Origin of the sequence: Pseudomonas sp. RU47 (genome assembly GCF_004011755.1) — a bacterium.
Taxonomy (GTDB): Bacteria; Pseudomonadota; Gammaproteobacteria; order Pseudomonadales; family Pseudomonadaceae; genus Aquipseudomonas.
Genome location: NZ_CP022411.1, coordinates 4,405,844 through 4,428,380, shown reverse-complemented (window position 1 = coordinate 4,428,380; position 22,537 = coordinate 4,405,844). Strand labels below are relative to the sequence as shown.

At 60.6% G+C, this 22,537-nt stretch carries 14 protein-coding genes; 7 read left to right on the top strand and 7 right to left on the bottom strand.

Annotation, left to right across the window (positions count from 1 at the left end):
• Nucleotides 1–137: 137 nt before the first annotated feature.
• Entirely contained in the window at nt 138–1,073 is a 936-nt protein-coding gene (locus tag CCX46_RS20110; protein ID WP_127929071.1) for a LysR family transcriptional regulator, read from the bottom strand.
• A 113-nt stretch (nt 1,074–1,186) separates the two neighbouring features.
• Here CCX46_RS20110 and CCX46_RS20105 point away from each other — a divergent pair, with 113 nt between their 5' ends.
• The 3 genes from CCX46_RS20105 (at nt 1,187) to CCX46_RS20090 (ending at nt 3,384) form a co-directional block, all read left to right on the top strand.
• Nucleotides 1,187–1,672 (top strand): DMT family transporter, encoded by a 486-nt coding sequence (locus tag CCX46_RS20105; protein ID WP_127929070.1) that lies wholly within the window; start codon nt 1,187–1,189, stop codon nt 1,670–1,672.
• 3 nt (nt 1,673–1,675) lie between these two features.
• Nucleotides 1,676–2,128 carry a DMT family transporter gene (locus tag CCX46_RS20100; protein ID WP_077573754.1) on the top strand — a complete coding sequence of 151 codons (453 nt, stop codon included), beginning with the start codon at nt 1,676–1,678 and terminating at the stop codon, nt 2,126–2,128.
• 1,091 nt (nt 2,129–3,219) lie between these two features.
• Nucleotides 3,220–3,384: a metallothionein gene (locus CCX46_RS20090; RefSeq protein ID WP_122608629.1), complete on the top strand. Its 165-nt coding sequence runs from the start codon at nt 3,220–3,222 to the stop codon at nt 3,382–3,384.
• 25 nt (nt 3,385–3,409) lie between these two features.
• Here the strand turns inward: CCX46_RS20090 and CCX46_RS20085 are convergent, their stop codons facing one another.
• A complete protein-coding gene (locus tag CCX46_RS20085) occupies nt 3,410–3,682 on the bottom strand; it encodes a hypothetical protein (protein ID WP_127929068.1) in 273 nt (90 codons plus the stop codon).
• A 39-nt stretch (nt 3,683–3,721) separates the two neighbouring features.
• A complete protein-coding gene (locus CCX46_RS20080; RefSeq protein WP_127929067.1) occupies nt 3,722–3,949 on the bottom strand; it encodes a DUF6555 family protein in 228 nt (75 codons plus the stop codon).
• Nucleotides 3,950–4,085: 136 nt separating this feature from the next.
• Here CCX46_RS20080 and CCX46_RS20075 point away from each other — a divergent pair, with 136 nt between their 5' ends.
• The 3 genes from CCX46_RS20075 (at nt 4,086) to CCX46_RS20065 (ending at nt 6,253) form a co-directional block, all read left to right on the top strand.
• Nucleotides 4,086–4,868, top strand: coding sequence for an AraC family transcriptional regulator (locus CCX46_RS20075; RefSeq protein WP_127929066.1), 783 nt, complete (start codon nt 4,086–4,088; stop codon nt 4,866–4,868).
• Between the two features lie 224 nt (nt 4,869–5,092).
• The gene (locus tag CCX46_RS20070; protein WP_007969534.1) at nt 5,093–5,266 is read left to right on the top strand and encodes a DUF1427 family protein; all 174 of its coding nucleotides are present in this window, start codon (nt 5,093–5,095) and stop codon (nt 5,264–5,266) included.
• A 30-nt stretch (nt 5,267–5,296) separates the two neighbouring features.
• Nucleotides 5,297–6,253: a quinone oxidoreductase family protein gene (locus tag CCX46_RS20065; RefSeq protein ID WP_127929065.1), complete on the top strand. Its 957-nt coding sequence runs from the start codon at nt 5,297–5,299 to the stop codon at nt 6,251–6,253.
• Nucleotides 6,254–6,377: 124 nt separating this feature from the next.
• On the opposite strand, the gene CCX46_RS20060 is transcribed toward CCX46_RS20065, so the two are convergent.
• Entirely contained in the window at nt 6,378–7,400 is a 1,023-nt protein-coding gene (locus CCX46_RS20060; RefSeq protein WP_127929064.1) for a purine-nucleoside phosphorylase, read from the bottom strand.
• Nucleotides 7,401–7,415: 15 nt separating this feature from the next.
• Nucleotides 7,416–8,375, bottom strand: coding sequence for a nucleoside-specific channel-forming protein Tsx (locus CCX46_RS20055; protein ID WP_127929063.1), 960 nt, complete (start codon nt 8,373–8,375; stop codon nt 7,416–7,418).
• A gap of 514 nt (nt 8,376–8,889) precedes the next feature.
• Between CCX46_RS20055 and CCX46_RS20050 the strand changes: the two genes are divergently transcribed.
• Nucleotides 8,890–19,413: an autotransporter-associated beta strand repeat-containing protein gene (locus CCX46_RS20050; RefSeq protein ID WP_127929062.1), complete on the top strand. Its 10,524-nt coding sequence runs from the start codon at nt 8,890–8,892 to the stop codon at nt 19,411–19,413.
• A 71-nt stretch (nt 19,414–19,484) separates the two neighbouring features.
• Here CCX46_RS20050 and CCX46_RS20045 read toward each other — a convergent pair whose 3' ends face one another.
• The gene (locus tag CCX46_RS20045) at nt 19,485–20,891 is read right to left on the bottom strand and encodes a hypothetical protein (RefSeq protein WP_127929061.1); all 1,407 of its coding nucleotides are present in this window, start codon (nt 20,889–20,891) and stop codon (nt 19,485–19,487) included.
• 106 nt (nt 20,892–20,997) lie between these two features.
• Nucleotides 20,998–22,521: a lactate permease gene (locus tag CCX46_RS20040; protein WP_127929060.1), complete on the bottom strand. Its 1,524-nt coding sequence runs from the start codon at nt 22,519–22,521 to the stop codon at nt 20,998–21,000.
• Between the last annotated feature and the right edge of the window lie 16 nt (nt 22,522–22,537).

Sequence of the window (22,537 nt, the reverse complement as noted above, 5' to 3'; positions counted from 1 at the left end):
ACATCGACCTGAAAGATTCAGTCGATTATGGATTCGGTAAAGCTGTTTCAGGTCGGCGTAGTTCCACAGCATCCCCCAATCAGTTCCCTCTCCCTCCGGGAGAGGGCTAGGGTGAGGGGCTTTTGATCTTCAAAGACTCAAGGTCGATCCCAGTAGGGCACTTCACCAAAGCATTCGACAAAGAAATCAATCACCGTCCGCACCTTCACCGACAACCTCCGGCTCCCCGGCCACAACACCGCAATCTGCTGCGGCTCCAGACTGTTCGACACCTGATATTCCCCCAACACCGGCACCAGCGTGCCGTCGCGCACCGCTTCACCAATCAGCCAAGACGGAAACATCACCAGCCCCAAACCCTGTTCAGCGGCTTGGGTGAGGGTGTCGGCGTGGTTGCCGGTGATCGGGCCTTTGACCGAATAGGGCGTCCAGTCCTCGCCGTCGCGGCGGAAAAACCAGCGTTGCTGGCCGGTCGCGCCTTTGTAAGCCAGGCATTGGTGTTGCGCCAGATCTTCGGGTTTTTGCGGCGTACCGTGGCGCTTGAGATACGCCGGGCTGGCCGCGACCTGAAAGCGATGCGGCGCGAGAATCCGCGCCTGCATGCTCGAGTCGTGCAACGGGCCGATGCGGAACAGCAGGTCGGCGCCTTCCTGCAATGGATCGACGTAGTGGTCGGTCTGCTGGATATCCAGTTGCAGCTTCGGATAACGCGCACACAACTTGCCCAGCCATGGCGTCAGATGCCGCTGGCCGAACACCACCGGGGCGTTGATGCGCACCAGACCGGTGGGTTCGCTTTGCTGTTCCTGCAACGCCTGTTCGGCTTCTTCCAGTTGCACCAGCACCAGCCGCGCATGATGGCCGAGCATGCGCCCGGCTTCGGTCGGCGTGACGGCGCGAGTGTGGCGGTAAAGCAATTGCTGGTTCAGCGCCTGCTCCATCAACTGGATCTGCCGGGAAATCGACGAGGGCGCCACGCCTTCGCGACGGGCGACTTCGGAAAAACTGCCGTGGTCGAGTACCGCGACAAACAGCCTGAGTGCCTTGAATCCGAGTTCGTTTAGCCCGTGCATCGTTCGTCCTGCTGTGCGACTTGCGCAAAAGTGTTGTCCGGATGCTCCCATTTATCGCACAGCTTCGCCAGCCGATAATCCGCGCCATCGTTTACTTGAGTGGAAGGTTGTTTATGCAGACGTTGGATGAGGTCGCCGTTGCGGCGCCGGTGAAGAAGGCCGGGCTGCGCCTGTTGTTACTGCCGCTGGTGATTCTGGCGGGCATGGGGTTATCGGTGGAGGCGGGGTTGCTCGGGCCGTTGGGTGTGCAGGTCGGGAATCTGTGGGCGACATTGAGCATCTTCGGGGTTGGCTCGGCGATTCTGTTTTTGCTGCTGTTGTTCGCTGGCCCGCAAAAAGGCCCGGCCCTGACTGATCTGCCGCGCTGGCAGTTGATCGGCGGGTTTCTGGGGCCGATGTATGTGGTGGTGTTGACCCTGGCAACACCGCATATCGGCATTGCGATGACGATGATTGCGATCTTGTCCGGGCAGGTTGGCAAGAGTGTGTTGATCGACCATTTCGGTTGGTTCGGCGCGACTCGCAAGAAGGTCAATGCCGAGCGGTGGCTGGCGTTGGGGTTGATTGTGGTGGCTTTGGTTTTGATTGCGCGGGGGTGAGTGATGAGTCTGATTATTTTGTTGGCGGTGGTGGTGTTGGCCGGTGCGGTGTTGAGTGTGCAGGCGGCGATCAATGGGCGTCTGGGCGAGAGCGTCGGGGTGTTGCGCAGTAGTTTGCTGACATTCGTCGTTGGTGCTGTTTCGACGGGGTTGTTGATTCTGTTTTTTGAGCCGGCGCATGCGGTGAGTCTTTTGGATGTGCCGAAGTGGCAGTTGACCGGGGCGTTGTTTGGCGTGGTCTACATGATGGTGATGGTGGGGGCGGTGCCGGTGGTGGGGACGGCTGTGGCGACGGTGGCGGTGATTGTCGGGCAGTTGGGGATGGGGATGTTGATTGATAATTTTGGCTGGTTGGGGAATCCGGCGATTGAGCTGTCTGGTTCGCGGATTTTGGCGATGGTGTGTTTGGGGGTGGCTTTGGTGTTTATGTATAGGAGTTCGCGTCAGGCTGGGTGACCTGGGTTGATCTGGGTTGAGTGCATATCCGTTGCTGCGGTAACGGCTGCTTAGGGTTTCGCCCTTACGGCGACTCACTTTTTTTACAAACGCCTAAAAAAAGTAAGCAAAAAAACGCTTGCTCCTGCGTGCGGCCCGCTCGCTGGGGCTCGGGGTTCCTTCGCTGCGGGATCGATCCGGGCGCAGCGCCTACGGTTTGCTGCGCTGCACCTCCTCTCGCTGTGTTTGGCTTCGCCAAACGGTCGCTGCGCTCCCACGCCCGGATCAATCCCTCCACTCAGCCTTCCGACGTCGCCCGTGGGTCAAGATCAAGAGCAGGCGAGCTGACACTCGGCCTATTGAGTGGTGAAGAGCGTGGGTGTTCGGCTTTTGATTTGCGTTGTTGCTGCCCCTCACCCCAGCCCTCTCCCGAGGGAGAGGGAGCCGATTTGTGAGCTTTTCATCTGAGTTCAACGCGGTATCGCACGTCGGCGTATCTCCCCCAAACACCACGATCAGTCCCCTCTCCCTCCGGGAGTGGAAGGAGAGGGTGCTGATTTCGGTGCTTTTCAAAGCCTGAGTTCAACGCGGTATCGCACGTCGGCGTAGCTTTCCCAAACACCTCGATCAGTCCCCTCTCCCTCCGGGAGAGGGCTAGGGTGAGGGGCTCTTGATCTGGTTTTTGATCCTGCTTTGGCTTTGGCTTTGGCTTTGGCTTTGGCTTTGGCTTTGGCTTTGGCTTTGGCTTTTGATCTTTTGCCCCTTCGGCAGGCCGAGCGAAGGTGTTCATCCGGGGGTAGGCGCGTAGCGCCGTGCGGCGAAGCCGCACACATCGAGAGGAGGTGCAGCGAAGCAAACCGTAGGCGATGCCCCCGGATGGACACCGTAGCGAGGGAACACTGAGCCTCAGCGAAGTGCCGTACGCCGGGGCAAAGCCTTTTGGTTCCTTTTTGGCGTTTGAAAAAGGGACTCGCTGTAAGAGCGAAACCGCCAGCGGCAGCACCCGCAGCAACGGATATGCCCCCACCCCCCAAATCTCCGGCAGCTTCTACACTGGTTATCACGGCTTGCCCTTCAAGCCCCAGACAACCCCCACCCAAGGAGTCTGTCCCATGCCCGATAGAAAATGCGATTGTCCCAACTGCAAATGCACCATCAAGGAAGGCGATCATTCCTACGCAGTTCACGGCAAACACTATTGCTGCGAGGCCTGTGCTCACCACCACAAGAGTGGCGAAGAATGCTCAACCAAGGGCTGTAAATGCGCCCACGGATGACGAACGACGCATAAAAAAGTGGAGCCTAATCAGGCTCCACTTCCAGTTTCATACTTTCATCATCCAGCCGCTCTGTATGCCTCACGGTGCCTTGCAGCCGTCGCCCTTCAACCCTGACCACGACGGTTTTCGCCTGGTCCAGATCTTCAGGCAGCGGCGCCGGCACTCGCAAGGCAAAGCGAAACGGGTCACCTTCGACCGCCTCCAGCCCGACGCGGCAATCCACGCTTTTGGTAATACGCCCGAACAGCGTATCGAGGCCGTAGTCCAGATGCGCCGGGCTGATGATGTTGGTCATGGTGCATTCCCCCGAATGATGCCGATCGCTGGGCAGAGCTTAGCTGGTGGTTCGCCAGACCACGTTTTCGACGCCGAATTTTTCCGCCATCGGTTTGCTGGTCTTCTGTACTTTTTCACGGCCAAAACGCGGGATGCGACCGACGCCGGCGTCGCAGCTCGCCCAGTGCCACGCCTCAGCGTTGTCCATCTTGTCCGAGCGGATAATGAACGACTTGGGCGTGCCGTGAAGGGTGTATTCGATGACGTAGAGTTTTGCGTTGTTCATAAAGCCCGTATTCCTCCCTGTGGTAATAGAGGGATCGCGGCGCACCGGGAAAATTCATTCGGATTGTCCGACGGTCTCTATCGTTGGCGACGCCGTGGCGCACTGGTTACCATGGCGTTCCCGCCAACCCCAATGAATGCCCGTCATGGCCCTTGCCGCACCGCCCGATCTCAGTGATACCGATGTGCCCGTGCAACGTGTGGCGCGCACCTATCCGCGTGGCTTGTTTATCGAGCCGCATGAGCATGTCTGGGGCCAGTTGCTGTATGCGATGAGCGGGGTGATGTGGGTCGAGACGCCGCACGAAGCGTTGGTGGTGCCGCCACAGCGGGCGGTGTGGTTGCCGCCCGGCGTGCCGCACGGGATTCGGGTGGTTTCGGATCTGCAGATGCGCAATATCTACTTGCGCCCGGCGTTGGCGGCGACGCTGGATCAGACGGTGCAGGTGATCGAGGTCGGCGGTTTGCTGCGCGAGTTGATTGTCGGGCTGGTGGAGCAGGGTGATAGCGGTGATCCGGCGTATTACGAGGCGTTGGTCGGGTTGGCGTTACTGGAGCTGAAACGCGCAAGGCGTTCGCAGTTGAAGATCCCGCTGCCGGACGACTCCGACCGGCGCTTGATGAATCTGTGTCAGGCGGTGATGGCGGCGCCGTCGCTGGCGATTCCATTCGAGCAACATGCGGAAAATGCCGGAGCCAGCGTGCGCACCCTGGCGCGGTTGTTCAAGGACAGCCTCGGCATGGGTTTCGCCGAATGGCGGCGGCAGGTGCAACTGGCGACAGCGGTGGCGGAGTTGATTCAGGGCGTGGCGGTGAGTGTGATTGCCCGGGAGCTCGGCTATTCACCCAGTAGCTTCAGCGACATGTTCCGCCGTGAATTGGGTGTCGCCCCCTCACAATTCGTAGTGGAACAGGATTAATCAAACCAGCGCAGATCCAATGTGGGAGCGAGCCTGCTCGCGAATGCGGTGGGTCAGCTGACTCATCCTTCACTGACACACCGCGTTCGCGAGCAAGCTCGCTCCCACAGGGTTCTGTGGTGTGCATCCGATACTTGTCCGAAATTCAGAAGTCCTTGACCGATGCCATCCCGGCCGGTTCCCTAAACTCTGCCCATTCCCTTCAAGCGGCGGAGTGACTCCCCATGAACTACCTGATTTCGCTGGCCATCGGTCTCGGCGTCGGCCTGCTCTACGGCGCGCTGGATTTCCGTTCTCCGGCGCCACCGGCCATCGCGCTGGTCGGCTTGCTCGGCATGCTCGCCGGTGAGCAGTTGTGGCCGATGGGCCGGCAATTGGTCGCCGGTTGGTTGTCCTGAATTTCCTCTTTTCCTTCGGTGGATGTCCCCATGAAAGCACTGCAATTCGATAAAACCGGCGACCTGTCTTCCTTGCGCTGTGTCGAGGTGCCGACCCCGGTCCCCGGCGCTGACGAAGTGCTGGTACAGATCAAGGCTGCCGGCCTCAACCCCAGCGATGTGAAAAACGTCCTCGGCCGTTTTCCGTACACCACGCTGCCACGGATTCCCGGCCGCGATTTCGCCGGCGTTGTCGTCGAAGGCCCGCAGGCCTTGATCGGTCAGGAAGTCTGGGGCACTGGCCGTGAGCTGGGCTTTTTCGCCGACGGCACTCACGCGCAATTCGTCAAACTGCCGGCCAATGGCGTGGCGCACAAACCGTCGCACCTGAGCTTCACCCAGGCTGCCAGCCTCGGCGTGCCGTACACCACGGCGTGGGATGCGCTGGAACGCAGTCTGGTAAAGACTGAAACACGTTTGCTGGTGATCGGTGGCGGTGCGGTGGCCACGGCAGCATTGGCGCTGGCAAAAGTGCGTGGCGCGCAGTTGCTGGCAGCGGCGCGGCGCCCGGAGCAAGTTGCGGAGTTGCAAACGCAGGGTTATCAGACGATTCAGCTGGATAAGCCGGAAGACCTCGGCACGCAGGTCAACGCGGTGTATCGCGGTGGCGCCGATGTGATCTTCGACACCACCGGTTTCTGGTTGCCGGCGTCGGTGGCGGCATTGGCCACCTTCGGACGGATCGCGATCATCGCCGCGCCGATGGACGGGCATGTGCAATTGCCGGCACTGGCGCTGTATCGCAAGGGCGGTTCGGTGGTCGGGATCAATTCGTTGCTGTATGGCGTAGAAGCGTGTGCGGCGATGCTGGAGCAGTTCGGGCGGTTCTTTGATGAAGGGTTGTTGCCGTTGCCGCAAGGGTTGGTCGAGGCGCCGTTGGCTGATGGCCTGGCGCGCTACGCCGACGTCAATCAAGGCAGTGGCGACAAGGTCATCCTTATCCCCTGACATACCCCAAAAAAACCTGTGGGAGCGAGCCTGCTCGCGAAAGCGGTCTGTCAGCCAACATCTTGATCGACTGACACAACCTCTTCGCGAGCAGGCTCGCTCCCACATTTTTACTGTGTGTAGCTCAGGATTGCGGTACGCCGTTTTCCCACGCCGACCAGTTTTTCAGGATGTCCTGCACCAGCGGATTACCCGCGCGATAGAGGTTTTCCAGCGCCGGCACGAAGCCGCCCTGATCAGCGTACTTGAGCAGGTTGTCCACTTCGCTGCCGCCCGGCTCCGGGCGGTCGAAATCTGAGCCGGCGCGCACTACGGCCAGACGTTGCACGTCGACCAGACCTTCACGGCTTGCACGCAGCAAGGCCTCATAGGTCGAGTTGTCTTCCTGCTGCGTCGTGCAGTATTCGCCCTTGTTGTCGGTCAGCAGTTTGGTCCAGACCTCGGCCCGTTCGCTCAGGCGCGTGCCGGAAAACCAGGTGTTGCCCGCCAGTGTGTCGCAGCGCGTCACCACCGGCGGCTGGTTGGCCGGGGCCGCCGGGTATTTCAGACGCCACGCGGCGGACTCTTTGCTTTCGCTCAGCTCGACCTTGTGGCTCAGGGCGAAGGCCTTGGCCTGCAATTTCGGGTTGAGTTCGAAGACTTCGGTCTTGTAGTCCAGCGGCGGTTTTTCGTTCGGACCCTTGGTGTTGATGCCCAGATACCCGGTCGGCCAGCTCGACGGCGCATCGCGCGAATCGATCTCCCATTGCGTGCCGAACTCCACCAGATAATGCGCCCACGCAGCCGTGCCGATGGTCCCGTGTTTCGGGCTGATCCCGGCAATGCCGGCGATCAGGAAGTAACTTTTGCGCAGGTCGAATTTCGGCGACAGCGCCAACGCCAATGTCGAAGCGGCCGCGTTGGTCTGGCCCATACCGGTGGTCAGCAGGCAGACCTGCTGCGTGTTGCAGCGGATGCTCGGGTACTCGGCGGACAGGCCCGGCACGCGGATTTCCTGCTTCAATTCCAGGCGATCAATCCAGTTTTGTGCCTCGGGGGCGAACATGGTGATCAGCATGACTTTCGGTTGAATCGGTGCCTCGGCCGCCCATGCGGTGGAGGAGAGTAGGGCCGCGCCGGCCAGGGTCAAACGCATCATTGCTTGCATGGAAAACTCCTCGATTCAGAATTGATAACCGACGCCGGCGTAGTAACCCCAGCCGTTTGAACGCGCACGGAAATTGCCATCGCCAAAATTCAGCTCGCTGCCGTCCTCCCAGTTGCCGCCGTTGTGGAAATAACGGCCAACCAGGGTGAAGCGCAAGTGGGTGAACGAGTAGAGCAGGACGTTGGTCGCCACCGTCGCATTGGCCGTGCGTGCCGGGTTGTCTTTATGGATGTCCGAGCCGAAATCGAAGTTGGTGAAACCGATGTAGGTCAGCGAAGCGCCGTTGCTGAATTTGTCGATAGGCAAGATGTACTTGAGCTGCGCGCGGTAGCCGTCCCACGAATATTCGTTGCTGGCGCCGTAGTTTTCCCACTGATAGCGACCGTAAAGGTTGGCCGACAGATTGACCCGCGAGTGGGTGTCGATGTCGGTGCCGAAACCGCTGTAGAGGGTGTTGGCGCGGTTCTCCTTGCGGCTGCCGTGGTCGTAGATCCAGTCGAACGCGACGTACCATTCCTTGAACGGACCGATGGCCAGGCTGCGGCCGGCGAGGTAATCAATGGAGATACGCGGTTCGTGTTCCATAAACACTGGCGAGCCGTGATCCCACACACCTTTGTCGTGGCTGTTGCCGATGTTGAAGATCTTCGGAATGTCGACATAGCCGTACAGTTCGAACGGACCTTTGCGGCCGAAATACTCGTATTCCAGATAGATATCGTCGGCCGGTTGCGGGCCGAAGCTGATGTCCTTGCTGCCAATCAACATCAGGTCCTGGTTGTACCAGTCCGACAGATAGGCACCTTTTTTCGGCGGACTGGCTTCGGGGCTGAGGGCTTCGCCCTGGGCGGATTCTTCGGCTGGCACCGGTTGCGCCAGAACGCTGTGGCTGAGAACTCCGGTAACGCCGGTCAGTAGCAGGGAAACAGCGAGCGTGCGCGCAAACGGTGCGCGAAAAGGGCATGCGATGGGCATTCAAAGTCCTTTTTTTGCGGATCGAGGCCCGTGTTCCGTGGGCTTGTACGGTTTTGTTACGAAAACGTTGGTATTGACGTTACGCAAACGTTTGCACAAGGCGTACCAGTTTTCTCAATGCTCTGAAATTTCGAAGGTTTCGCAGCATTTGCTGATGGGGCGGTCAGGTACGGTTTTGCGCACCCCAAGCCCCCTGTGGGAGCGAGCCTGCTCGCGAAGGCTGAATATCAGAAAAGTAGCTCTCAGCTGACCCACCGCTTTCGCGAGCAGGCTCGCTCCCACAGGTTTTGTATCGCCCTCAAGACCAGTGCTGGCTGGCTGAAACACCGATTCCAGACCCCTCTAGTATTAAAGTATTAACACCATTTAATCCGTGCCCCATTGCCGGGCGTCTACTAGCGTTGTCCCCAATAACGCGGTTTTGTGATGACCGTCGCAGTCTTGATTCGCGTGTGGAATAAGCACGGTTCTACGCGCCCTCAAGGAAGAAATTGGCCACGACAAGGAGTAGCCCGTGGAAGCAAGGTTTGGTGTCGCCCTCGTTTCGCGCTTTTCCCCTCTTTCCCTTGCTGTGCACTTGAGCGTCGCCGGGCTGCTGTTCGGCGGGGTCAGCGCACCTGCGCTGGCCACGTGCTCCACGGCGGGTTCGACGGTGACCTGTACCGGCGTGCCGAGCCTGCCGCTGTTTCTCAACAACTTCTCCAGTGCCACCAGTGGCCTGACGGTCAACGTCAACAGCGGGGCGCAGATGAACGCGACCCTCGGCGGCCACGTGATGGACCTGACCGGGGTGAATATCTCGCTGAACAACTCCGGGACGATTGACCCGGCGCTGCTGGGTCTGGTTTCGGTATTGAGTGGCGGTGCATTCATCGGCACTGGCGCAACAAGCACGGTCAGTGTGCTCAACAACGCCAGCGGGATCATCCGTGGTACGGGCATGCTGCTCGGGCTCAACCTGACCAGCATCGACGGCTTGGCCCTTTCGGTTAACAACGCGGCAACCGGCACCACCAGCATCACCAACAACGGCACCATCACCTCGACCGGACTCTCGATCGGCGGCATCACGTTGGCGGATACCCCGGTGATCGGCGTTTACGGTGGCTCGCAGGTCAACATGACCAACAGCAGCACCGGTGTGATCAACGGCCGGATCGCGTTCGAAACCTCGGCGGCGGGCAACACCTTCACCAACGCCGGTGCGATTACCGGCGGTGTGTCGATGGGCGCGGCGAGCACCAACACCTTCACTGCGGTGACCGGCTCCAGCGTCAACGTCGGTGACGGTGTACAGATCAGCGTCGGCCTCGGCGGTTTGATCGGCATCAACCTGACCTTCGCCCCGACCGGTACGGTGGATGGCGGTGCTGGCGGCACCAACAGCCTGATCCTGCAAAACCCGGCTGGTGTCGGCGGTGGTATCACCGGGACTGGCACGGCATCGAGCGCCACCTACATCAACTTCAACAACCTGACCCTCAACAGCGGCACCTGGACCTTGCAGGGGCCATTGGTCAGTGGCGCGACCACGCTCAACGGCGGTATCGCGAATTTCAACAACAACGCCACCTTCGGCAGCGGCGTAATCACCTCCAACGGCGGGACTCTGCAGGCCAGCAATGCCGGGTTGAACATCAGCAATCTGATCTCCCTCGGCGCCGGCGGCGTCACCGTGCAAGGCAGCAACGCGACCACCCTGAGTGGGGTGATTTCCGGCAGCGGCGGTTTCACCAAGGCCGGTACTGGCCAGCTTAATCTCAGCGCCGCCAACACCTATCTGGGCAATACCACGCTCAATGGCGGCACGGTGCAGTTGGGCAACAATCAGGCGTTCAGTACTGGCACCCTCAACGTCACCGGCGCGACGACGTTGAGCGCACCGGGCACCATCAGCCTGGCCAACGCCATCAGCCTCGGCGGCACCTTGACCGCTGGCGGCACTGGCGCACTGACCCTCGGCGGCTTGATCAGCGGCAGCAGCGGCTTGACCAAAACCGGCAGCGGCAGCCTGACCGTCAGCGGCGCCAACAGCGGTTTCACCGGCACCACCACCCTCAGCGCCGGCAGTCTGCTGGTGACCAACAACAACTCGCTGGGCAGCGGTGCACTGAACACCGCCGCCGGCACCAGTCTTGACAGCACCGCCAACGTCACTCTGGCCAACAACATCGCGATGACCGGCGCGCTCAACGTGCTCGGCAGCAATGCCCTGACCCTCGGTGGCGTGTTGTCCGGCACCGGCGGCATCACCAAATCCGGCAGTGCCAGCCTGACGTTGACCGGCAACAACACCAACAGTGGCAACACGCTGCTCAATGCCGGCAGCCTGTTCGTTGGCAGCAACACCGCGCTGGGGACTGGCGCGCTGAATGCGGCGGCGGGCACCACGCTGGATGCGACCACGGCGGTGACCCTGGCCAACGCCGTCGCGCTGGCAGGCGATCTGACCCTTGGCGGCACGCAGGCATTGGGCCTGAGTGGCGTCGTCAGCGGCGCCGGCAATCTGATCAAAAACGGCACCGCGAACCTCAGCCTCAGTGGCAACAACACCTTCTCTGGCGGTACTGCGCTGAATGCCGGCACGCTGACTGTCGGCTCCAACACCGCGCTGGGCACTGGCACCTTGACCACGGCGGCAGGCACTACGCTGGATGCCAGCACGGCGGTGGCGCTGACCAACGCGGTCTCACTCGGCGGCAACCTCACCGTCGGTGGCAGCGCTAACCTGACCCTCGGCGGGATTGTCAGCGGCAGCGGCGGGCTGACCAAAAACGGCGCGGCCAACCTGATTCTCAACGGCACCAACACCTTCCTCGGTGCGGTCGCGTTGAACGCCGGTACGATCACCGCGGGCGCCAACGCGGCGCTCGGCAGCGGCAACATCACCGTCGGCGGTGTCGCCAGCCTCGACAGCAATGCGGCGGTGACGCTCAACAACGCGGTCATTCTCAACAACAGCCTGGGCATTGGCGGCAGCAACGCGCTGACCCTCGGCGGGGTGATCAGCGGCGCCAGCCAACTGGTGAAAAACGGCGCCGCCAACCTCACGCTCAACGGCACTAACACCTACAGCGGCGGCACCACGCTGAATGCCGGCAGCCTGACGGTCGGCAACGGCGCGGCACTGGGCACCGGCGCCTTGTCGGTGGAAGGTGCGGGCACGCTCAACAGCAGTTCGGCCGTGACCCTGAACAACAACGTGATTCTCAACGCCAACCTCACCGCTGGCGGCGCCAATGCGCTGACCCTCGGTGGGGTGATCAGTGGCGGCAACGGTTTGATCAAGACCGGCGCATCGAGCCTGACCCTCAACGGCAACAACACCTACACCGGCACCACGGCGCTGAATGCCGGTTCACTGATTGTCGGTTCCAGCACCGCCCTCGGCACCGGCACACTGAACGCCTCGAACGGCACCTCCCTCGATGCCAGCGCCGCCGCGACGCTGGCCAACAACGTCAACCTCGCCGGCACCCTGACTGTGGGCGGGACCAATGCGCTGACCCTCGGCGGCGTGGTCGCCGGTATCAGTGGACTGACCAAGAACGGCGCTGCCGACCTGACCCTCAATGGCGCCAACACTTATTTTGGCAACACCGCGTTGAACACCGGCAAACTGACCGTCGGCAGCAACACCGCGCTGGGTTCCGGTACGTTGAACGCGGCGGCCAACACCATGCTGGACGCCAACACGGCGGTCAGCCTGAACAATGCCGTGGCACTCGCCGGTGCCTTGAACATCGGCGGCACGGCGAATATGACCCTGACCGGTCTGGTCAGCGGCGCCGGCAGTCTGGTGAAAGACGGCGCGGCCAATCTGATTCTCAATGCGGCCAACAATTACCTTGGCGGCACCACGCTGAACGCCGGCACCCTGACTGTCGGCAACAGTTCGGCGCTGGGTTCCGGTGCATTGACCGTCGCTGGCGCCGCGACACTGGACAGCAACTCGCCGCTGGTCAGCCTCAACAACGCGGTCGCATTGAATGCCGCGCTGACCGTGGGTGGCACGCAGAATCTCGCCCTCGGCGGCGTCACCAGCGGCACCGGCCAGTTGATCAAGGACGGCGCTGCCAATCTGACGCTTAACGGCAACAACACCTTCAGCGGCGGCACCACGCTGAATGCCGGCACGCTGACGCTGGGCAATGCCAATGGTCTGGGCAGTGGCGGATTGATCGTCGGCGGTGCGGCGACGCTGGACAACAGCGCTTCGTTTGGCATCGGTAACGCGGTTACTTTGAACGCTGGGCTGACCGTGGCCGGCAATAACGATTTGAGCTTGAACGGCATCATCGACGGCGCCGGCAGCCTGACCAAAAACGGTTTGTCGGACCTGACTCTGGCAGGCAATAACACTTTCACCGGTGCGCTGAATATCGTGTCCGGTAGCATCACCACGCTCAACAGCAATGCGCTGGGCAGCACTTCCGGGGTCAACATCAGCGCCGGCGCCGGGCTGAATCTGGGCAGCGATGCCAGCCTCGGCGCGCTGACCGGCAGCGGCAGTGTGCAACTGACCGGCAGCAACACCCTGACCGTCGGCGGTGGCAACGTCACCAGTACGTTTGATGGTGATCTCAGCGGCAGCGGCGGCCTGGTCAAAGTCGGCACCGGCACCTTGAACCTCACCGGGATCAACGGCATTACCGGCAACACCGCGATCGATGGCGGTATCGTGAACCTCAGTGGTTCGCTGGGCAGTGCGCAAGTCAACGTCAATACCGGTGGCACGCTGACCGGTACCGGCTCGGCGCTCGGCGCGGTCAACATCAACAACGGTGGGCATCTGGCGTTGTCGTCGGGCAACATCTTGTCGGCGAGTGCTCTGACTCTCGGCGCCGGCAGCAACGTTGATGTGGCACTGGGCACACCGTCGACCGCGTCGCTGATGAATGTCGGTGGCAACCTCACCCTCGACGGCAATCTTAATGTCAGCGATGCCGGCGGTTTCGGCGTCGGCGTGTATCGCCTGTTCAACTACACCGGCGCCCTGACCAACCTCGGTCTGGACGTGGCCAGCGTGCCGGTCGGTTATGGTCTCGGCGATCTGCTGGTGCAAACCGGCGTGGCCAATCAGATCAACATTCAAGTCTCCGCGCCGAACAGCAACATCCGTTACTGGGACGGCAGCCAGACCATCGCCAACGGCGTGGTCGATGGCGGTAGCGGCACGTGGAATGCGGTCGGCACCAACTGGACCGATGCCAATGGTTTGGTCAATCAGCCGTGGGCCGGTGATTTCGCGGTGTTCCAAGGCACCGCCGGCACGGTAACGGTGAACGGCACGCAAGCGTTCACCGGCATGCAATTCCTCACCGACGGTTACAACCTGGTCAACGGTGCAGCGGGGCAACTCACAGCGGTCAACGGCACCGGCGGCACCACTTCGTTGCGCGTCGATCCGGGTGTGACGGCGACCATCAATGCCAATATCGATGGCAGCGGCATCCTCAATAAACTCGACGCCGGCACGCTGGTGCTCGGTGGTGCCAACACCTATACCGGCGGCACGCAACTGGACGGCGGCAAGATTATCGTCGGCAGCAACACCGCGCTCGGCACCGGTACGTTGACGGCGAATGCCGGCACGCAACTGGACAGCAATGCAGCGGTGACACTGGCCAACGCCGCGACGCTCAACGGTAACCTCACCGTGGTCGGCAGCAATGCGCTGACCCTCAACGGCGTGATTGGCGGCACCGGTGGCCTGATCAAAACCGGCACGGCCAACCTGACCCTCGGCGGTAACAATGCCTTTCTTGGCCCGGTTGCCTTGAACGCCGGCGGACTGATTCTGGCGTCGAACTCGGCACTCGGCTCGGGCACGTTGAACGCGGCGGGCGGCACCACGCTGGATGCGAGCACTGCAGTTTCGGTAAACAATGCGGTCAACCTGGCCGGCAATCTCGGCATCGGCGGCACGGCGGATATGACCCTGGCCGGTACGGTCAACGGCGCCGGCAGCCTGAGCAAAAACGGCGCAGCCAACCTGACCCTCAGCGGCAACAACAACTTCCTCGGCGGCACCACCCTCAACGCCGGCACCCTGACCGCCGGCAGCAACTCGGCGCTGGGCCTGGGCAACCTGACCGTGGCGGGCGCCTCGGCGCTGGACAGCAACAGCGCGCTGAGCCTGGGCAACAACGTCGTGCTCAACGCCAATCTGAGCAACACCGGCAGCAACAACCTGACCCTCGCAGGTGTCGTCAGCGGCGCGGGCGGGCTGATCAAGGACGGCGCGTCGAACCTGACGCTCAATGGCATCAATACTTACTCCGGCGGCACCACACTGAATGCCGGTACGCTGACCCTTGGCACTGGCGGCGCTCTGGGCAGCGGCGCGCTGACGGTGGCCGGCGCTTCGACCCTCGACAACTCCGCGCCACTGGTGCTGGCCAACAACCTCAACGTCAATGCCAATCTGGCCCTGGCCGGTAACAACAACCTGACCCTCGGCGGCGTGATCGCCGGCGCCGGCACGGTGACCAAGAACGGTCTGGCCGACGTGACACTGAGCGGCAACAACACCTTCAGCGGCACCTTCGATGTGGCGTCCGGCAGCCTGACCACACTGAGCGGCGCGGCGCTGGGCAACAACGCCACGGTCAATCTCGCGGGCGGCGCGGCGTTGAATCTCGGTGTATCGGGCAGCCTCGCCAGCCTTACTGGCAGCGGCACGGCGCTGATCGGCACGGGCAATACGCTGAGCCTCGGCGGCAACAATGTCAGCAGCACCTTCGCCGGCATCCTCAGCGGCGACGGCAGCCTGAGCAAACTCGGCAGCGGCACCCTGACCCTCAGCGGCATCAGCGACCTGACCGGTGACACCAACGTCAACGCCGGCACCTTGCAGGTCAACGGCTCACTGGCCAGTGGCAACGTGCTGGTCAACAGCGGCGGCAATCTCGGTGGCAGCGGCACCTTGACCGGTGCCGTGACGGTGGCCGATGGCGGTCATCTGGCGGGCGTCACCGGTAGTACGCTGAGCGTCAGTTCGCTGCTGTTCAACGGCAATTCCAACTTCGACGTCGGCCTCGGCACACCGGTGTCCGGTGGCGGCAATGCGCTGGTCAATGTCGGCGGCAACCTGACCCTCGACGGCACCCTCAATGTCAGCGACATCGGTGGTTTTGGCAGCGGCGTCTATCGCCTGATCGACTACACCGGCGGCCTGACCGACAACGGCATGCTCTTCGGCACGTTGCCGGGTAGCGTCAGCCCGGGCGATCTGCAACTGCAAACCGCACTGGCCAATCAGATCAACCTGCTGGTGACTGCACCGGGCGTCACCGTGCAGTTCTGGGACGGCAATCAACTGGTGGCCAACGGTTCGGTGGAGGGCGGCAGTGGCACCTGGGGCACCGGCACCACCAACTGGACCGACGTCAACGGCACCACCAACCAAGCCTGGACCAACAGCTTCGCGGTGTTCCAGGGCGCGGCCGGCACGGTCACTGTCAACGGCGCACAAACCATCACTGGCATGCAGTTCGTCACTGACGGCTACAGCTTGGTGAATGGCACGGCGGGCTCGCTGAATCTGGTCAACGGTTCGCTGGGCAATGCCACGGTGCGGGTTGACCCGAACGCCACGGCAACCATCGGCGTTGCGCTCAACGGCAGCGGCACGCTGGGCAAATACGACAGCGGTACGCTGGTGCTCAACGCGGCCAACGGCTACACCGGCGGCACGGCGCTCAATGGCGGCAAGATTGTGGTCGGCAACAACGCGGCGCTCGGCACTGGCGTGTTGACTGCTGCCGACGGCACAGCGCTGGACAGCAACGCGGCCGTCAGCCTCAGTAACGACGTGGTCGTCAACGGTGGTCTGACCGTTGCCGGCTCCAATGCCTTGACCCTCGACGGCGTGGTCAGCGGCAGCGGCAGCCTGATCAAGGCCGGCGCATCGAGCCTGACCCTCAACGGCAGCAACACTTACAGCGGCGGCACTCAGCTCGCTGGCGGCACGCTGGTTCTTGGCAACAACAGTGCGATCAGCAGCGCTGCGCTTAACGTGACCGGTGACGGCACGCTCGACAGCACCTCGGCGCTGCAACTGGCCAACGCCGTCAACCTTGGCGCGCAACTGACCCTGGCCGGCAATCAGAACACCACGCTGATCGGTGCTCTGACCGGCACCGGCAGTCTGGCGAAAAACGGTGCCGGCGATCTCGTGCTCAGCGGCGCCAACACCTACAGCGGCGGTACCACGTTGAATGCCGGCACTACGCGCGGTGACACCAGCAGCCTGCAAGGTGCGATCGTCAACAACGCAACGCTGACCTTCGAACAAAACGCCGACGGCAGCTACACCGGTAACCTCACCGGTACCGGCACGCTGAACAAAACCGGTACCGGTGAGTTGCTGCTGACTGGCAACAACAGCTTTACCGGCAACACGTCGGTGCAGGCCGGCAATCTGATCGTCAATGGTGTGCTCAACAGCGCCAACGTCAGTGTCGCCAGCGGCGCGAGCATCGGCGGTGGCGGTCAGCTCGGTGGCGCTGTGCAACTGGCTGACGGTGCGACGCTGGCCGGTGGCGGCACCGCGACGCCGTTGTCGGTCGGTTCGCTGGCACTGTCCTCAGGGACCAATCTGGACTTCAGCCTCGGCTCGGCGGCCAGTTCGACCACCGTGGTCAATGTCGCCGGCAATCTGACCCTCGACGGTACGCTGAACATCAGCAACGCCGGCGGCTTCGGCACCGGGGTTTATCAACTGTTCAGCTACGGCGGCAGTCTGACCGACAACGGTCTGGTGTATGGCAGCCTGCCGGTGTCGGCGGCCAATCTGACCCTGCAAACTGCGATTGCCAATCAGATCAACCTGCTGGTGCAAGGCACCCCGGGTGAGGTGCAGTTCTGGAATGGTGGCACCACCAATCCGGACGGCAGCATCGGTGGCGGCAGCGGTGTGTGGGGACCGGACACCAACTGGACCGATCCGAGCGGTACTCAGGCCCTGGCTTCAAATGGGCAGTTCGCGGTGTTCGGCGGTCAGGCAGGTACGGTGACCGTGCAGGGCAATCAGAACTTCACCGGCCTGCAATTCCTCGCCAATGGCTACAGCCTGACGCCGGGTGCCGGTGGCTCACTGACCCCGGTCAACGGGACGGACGGCAGCCTAGCACCGGTGCGGGTCAACGCCGGCGCGAGTGCGGAAATCTCCGCGCCGCTGGTGGGCACTGGCGGGATCGAGAAACTCGACTCCGGCACGCTGGTGCTCAGTGGCGCCAATACCTACAGCGGTGGCACCACGGTCAGCGGCGGTACGCTGGTCGGTAACACCACCAGCCTGCAGGGCAATATCCTCAACAACGCATCGCTGCTCTTCTTGCAGAACTTCAATGGTCAGTTCAATGGATCGCTGCGCGGACTTGGCGCGATGCTCAAACGCGGTACCGGCACCTTGCTGTTGACCGGTGATAATCCGTTCAGCGGCACGGTCGCGGTCGATCAAGGTGTGTTGCAAGTCGGCAGCCTTGCGGCGCGCGCTTCGTTGGGTGGGCAAGTCACCGTGGCCAACGGCGCCGGTCTGAGCGGCAACGGCAGTGTCGGCTCGGTGGTCAACCATGGCGTTGTCGCCTCGGGCTCCGAAGCGGGCACCCTGAGCGTGGCCGGTAACCTGACCAACGCTAGCGACGGTGTGCTGGCCTTGACCGTCAGTTCGCCAACCGCGACGCCACTGGCAATCGGCGGCACCGCAAATCTGGGCGGCGCCTTGCAAGTGAACTCGCTGGCACCGTTCACCGGCAACACCACGTACTCGCTGATCACCGCGGGCGGTGGCGTGAATGGCACCTTCAGCGCTGCGGATCTGCCGCAATACGCGTTCCTCAATACCGCACTGGTGTATGACGCCAACGCAGTGAATCTGGTGGTCAGCCGCAACGGCAATTCCTTTGCCGATGTCGCCGCCACTGACAACCAGTTCAGAACCGCCACCGCGCTGTCGAACAACGGCCCGGCCGGCGCGGCGTTGCAGAACGAGATCGTCAACCTCAGTGTCGCCGGTGCGCGTAACGCCTTCGACAGTCTGTCCGGTGAGATCCACGCCAGCACCGCCAGCGCCATCCTTGAGGATTCGCGCTACGTGCGTGACGCGGTCAACGATCGCATGCGCCAACCGTCATGCAGCGCGGCGGATGATCCACGCCGCGCCCTAGCGCCAAGTGGCAACCAACTGAGCAGTAACGGTTGCCACGGCGAAATGGTCGGCTGGGCCCGTGCACTCGGCGCATGGGGCGAGTCGGATGGCGACAGCAACGCGGCGAAGCTCGACCGCAACCTCAGCGGCTTCATGCTCGGCACCGACAAGCAACTCGATGACCAGTGGCGCGTGGGCATGGCCGCCGGTTACACCCGCAGCGACCTCGATGCCCATGACCGTCGCTCGGATGCCACCGTCGAAAGCTACCACCTGGCGGCGTACCTCAACTCGCAGTTCGATGCCCTGGCGGTGCGCCTCGGCGCGGCTTACAGCTGGCACGACATCGAAACCAAACGCAACGTCAGTGTCGGTAGCTACAACGACCGCTTGAAAGCCAACTACGACGCACGCAGCGCGCAGGTGTTCGGTGAAGTCGGTTACACCATTGAAGCCGGCGGCATTGCCCTCGAGCCGTTCGCAGGGCTCGCCTACGTCAACTACGACACCGACAAGGCCAAGGAGAAAGGCGGAGCAGGGCGCCTGGAGGCCGATGCCGACCAAGACATCACCTTCTCGACCCTCGGCGTACGTGCCGGCAAAGTCATCACCCTGGCCAACGGCGGGCAATTCACCCCGCGCGCGGCCATCGGCTGGCGCCATGCCTTCGGCGACACCAAGCCTGATGCTGATCTGACCTTCATCGACGGCGGCGCCTCGTTCAGCACCCAAGGTGTGCCGATCGCCAAGGACAGCGCCATCGTTGAAGCGGGAGTCGACTTCCAGATCAGCCCGACCGGCAAACTCGGGGTCGGCTATTCCGGACAACTGTCGAACGACAGCAATGACCATGCGATGACCATCAGCTTCAGCCTTGGCTTCTGATTTAGGGTCGAAGCACTTTTAGCCGCCCGTAAGGGCGGTTTTTTTTGGGGTTCAAAACATCGCATGGTTTGCTATGGCGTGACGGGTGCCGGTCCGCAGTTCGTGGGGTTCTGCTTGGCAGCGGCAGGAGACGCGTCGGCAGAAATTTTTTCGTCAGTGCACGCTTGCGTCTTCGTATCCGAGTGGTCAGCCGCCTTAGCCTTGCTCAATGCGTCATTCTCGGCGGGCACTGGATCTTTTTCTTTCATTTGCACTTTCAGTTCGATTTCAACGCGACGGTCCACTGCCAGACATTCCTTCTGTTCGGGAATACTTATATTTCGCGGACATTCTGACTTGGGTTGCAAAGAACCTTGACCCAACATTTTCACGTGAACATTTTTGTCTGCGTTAAACAGATCTTTGATTTCCATATACACGCTGTTAGCGCGACGCAGGGAGAGAGCGACATTGGAATCGTTTTCCTTTAGCACTGGTAGCCTGTCGGTGTGACCAGTAATGGTGGCCGACAGTATTCTCAGATGATCGGTTTCAAGCTTGTTTCTTGTATCCGTAGCGAATTCACCCAGCCGGGCTTTTCCATCGTCGCTGATTTTGTCTACATAAATGTCAAAAAGAGTATCGGTATTGAGTGTCACGCAGGTATTGAAACTGTCGTTCTTGTTTTCTTGCGTCAATACCTTCACGCCGCTGCGATCAAGCTCGATTTTTGCAACTTTTTTATCCCATTTTTGGCTTTCCTTATTGTAGGTAAGCAACTGGACCAAGCTGCGTTCTCCCAATCCATGCCAAAGAACATTGAAATGATGAACAATGTTGGTTTGGTTGCCGTCTTTCGTACAGCCATACACTGAAAGATTAAGCTCTTTTGCTACATCGCTTACAATTTTCTGATTGTCTTCACTTAGCACGAGGGAAACATTTTTTTGCTGCACACCAATGAAGCCAAAAGTGCCATCAATGAATTTTCCCAGAAGAGGAGGCACCAATGCTGCAGGTATGATGAACGCCAGGAAAAACACAAGCACTCTTTGCCATGTTCTTTTTCGCTTGGTAGCCGCGTCTTCACCTGGTAAGTCGGATTTCCACAAATTGATAGAAATGTGCAGCATAAAGCCGCTTGCAGCGGATGCTGCGAGTGCCGTCCAGTCAGCGAGAAGATAGGCAACGAGTCCCAGTGCGGCAAAAAATATGAAGCTGAAGATTGCAGCGAATATTTTTTCGAATCCGTTTTTTTCTTTTATTGCTGAATAGGCAAAATTAAAAGCCAGAAAGCTTGCTCCTAGCCAGTAGGAATACAAGAAGCCAAATCCTAAAGCAATAAAGATAAAGACAAGACTGTCGGCAAGATTAAGTCCGGTAGGGAAGAAGTTGATAAGAAAAGCGCAATATCCCCATGTAATGAAAATTCCAAGTGCGATGATGAGCTTGACTGAAAACGAACCGGCTTTTGCGAGATTCTCAATTAGTTCGGACACGTATATCCCTGGATATATTTATAAGGTAGTTGGATGGTTACAACTACCTTGTGGTGGATGGTGTACTTCACCACTCTTTAAAAGAAGGCGTTAGCTACGTCTTGGATCAAGTCGCCAGACTGCTTTCCAATTCAAGCAGCAACCGGTCATTTTCTTCCATCGCCTGCGCCAGACTCCGGTCAAGCCTTTCACCCACCTCGATGATTTCGCGGTCGCGGTTCACGCCTAGAGGATCAAGCCTGTCCACCAGGTAAACAACAAAAGTGCTGGCCAGCCCTGTCAGTGCGCCGACGATGACCGCAGACAAAATCGCCCCCACAGTGCCGAGCCCGGGAATCAGCAGCATTTGTTTTTCGATGACTTCTTCAAGTGCGACACCGGCAATGATCACACCTCCGGCGCAAGTGATCTTGATCGCCTCGTGTGCTGCCTGACGCAGGGTGAGTCCCTCAGGAGGCAGCAACAGTGTCTTCAGTGCCTTGAGCAACGACAGGAATCCTTCACGGAACATGCGCACAGCACGTTTGCCCGTGGTGACAAAGACGTTGATCAGGGTGGTGACCAGGTTGGCCAGTACGCCGGCCACGAAGCCTGCGCCACCGGCAGCCAGCGCCGTTTGCCATTGATTGCCGACTCGTTTGGCAACGCGCCCGAGGCGCGCGCGTAGCTCCGGGACCAACGATTCGTGGCTTCGGCCATGGCGGTACAGGTCCATCAGTTCGTCGAACGTTGCGCTGAAAAACTCGATCAGCATGACGCCGAAGGCTTGCTGAAACGCCATTTTGCCGCCTTCCTTGAGGCTGGTCCTGGCAAGGTCCGCTTTGAACTTGTCGCTTTTGTAATAGGCGTCGTTGAGTTTCTTTTCATACTCGGCACGTGCTGCCTTGTCCTTCGCCAGCAGCAGATCAGGGTTCTGCGCGATGGCTTCATGCTGTTTGAGCAGATTGAGGCGATTTTCTTCTTTAGGCGTCAGTTCGGTTTTCTCCGACAGCCGCTGCATTTCCTCCCGACGACTGACCGACTGCGTCTGCAGCTTTTCAACAAGTTCGGTGGCACTCAATTTACCTTTTGACTGGTTAAGCGCTTTCTTCGTCGGATTCAGATTGGAGTCGACATTTGCCAGTTTCGGTGCATCGAGATCGGCCAGCACTCGTCCCGGATCGGTATAAATTTCATTGGCTGAAATGGTGTGGTCGAGGTTGCGCGGATCCTGCTTCTTGTTCTGGCCGAAGGTCTCGTTTGTGTAGGCGTCCTTGAGGGTGCCCGATTGCTGAGCCAGCGTGTCTTTGGCGTTTTTGTCGGTGTAAGCCTTGTCCTTGTGAAATTTGTCCGAATCATAAGCAGGCAAGTCGGTGTACTTCCTGGCAGCAGCATCGCTGGCGTACACCTCATTCCTCGCGTTATTGATGGTGTCGACGTTGCCGCCTTTTTTATCGTAAACCGCGAGCACTCGACCCAACCCGAAAGGTACCGCAATAGCCTGCAACACCTCGCGTCTACTGTCCCCGATGAGTTGCTCGAAACGTTCCTGATTGAACGCTTGCGAGTAGCCTTTGAGCGCTTCCTGGGCTTCATCATCCGTGACGTCAAGCTCCACCGAAAAATCAGCGGCAAGAAAATCGCCCTCCAACAGCAGAGGGCTCAGG

Excerpts from the sequence above, each read along its gene's own strand:
- CCX46_RS20110 (WP_127929071.1), bottom strand. The coding sequence starts at position 1,073 with ATGCACGGGCTAAACGAACTCGGATTCAAGGCACTCAGGCTGTTTGTC.
- CCX46_RS20105 (WP_127929070.1), top strand. The coding sequence starts at position 1,187 with ATGCAGACGTTGGATGAGGTCGCCGTTGCGGCGCCGGTGAAGAAGGCC.
- CCX46_RS20100 (WP_077573754.1), top strand. The coding sequence starts at position 1,676 with ATGAGTCTGATTATTTTGTTGGCGGTGGTGGTGTTGGCCGGTGCGGTG.
- CCX46_RS20090 (WP_122608629.1), top strand. The coding sequence starts at position 3,220 with ATGCCCGATAGAAAATGCGATTGTCCCAACTGCAAATGCACCATCAAG.
- CCX46_RS20085 (WP_127929068.1), bottom strand. The coding sequence starts at position 3,682 with ATGACCAACATCATCAGCCCGGCGCATCTGGACTACGGCCTCGATACG.
- CCX46_RS20080 (WP_127929067.1), bottom strand. The coding sequence starts at position 3,949 with ATGAACAACGCAAAACTCTACGTCATCGAATACACCCTTCACGGCACG.
- CCX46_RS20075 (WP_127929066.1), top strand. The coding sequence starts at position 4,086 with ATGCCCGTCATGGCCCTTGCCGCACCGCCCGATCTCAGTGATACCGAT.
- CCX46_RS20070 (WP_007969534.1), top strand. The coding sequence starts at position 5,093 with ATGAACTACCTGATTTCGCTGGCCATCGGTCTCGGCGTCGGCCTGCTC.
- CCX46_RS20065 (WP_127929065.1), top strand. The coding sequence starts at position 5,297 with ATGAAAGCACTGCAATTCGATAAAACCGGCGACCTGTCTTCCTTGCGC.
- CCX46_RS20060 (WP_127929064.1), bottom strand. The coding sequence starts at position 7,400 with ATGCAAGCAATGATGCGTTTGACCCTGGCCGGCGCGGCCCTACTCTCC.
- CCX46_RS20055 (WP_127929063.1), bottom strand. The coding sequence starts at position 8,375 with ATGCCCATCGCATGCCCTTTTCGCGCACCGTTTGCGCGCACGCTCGCT.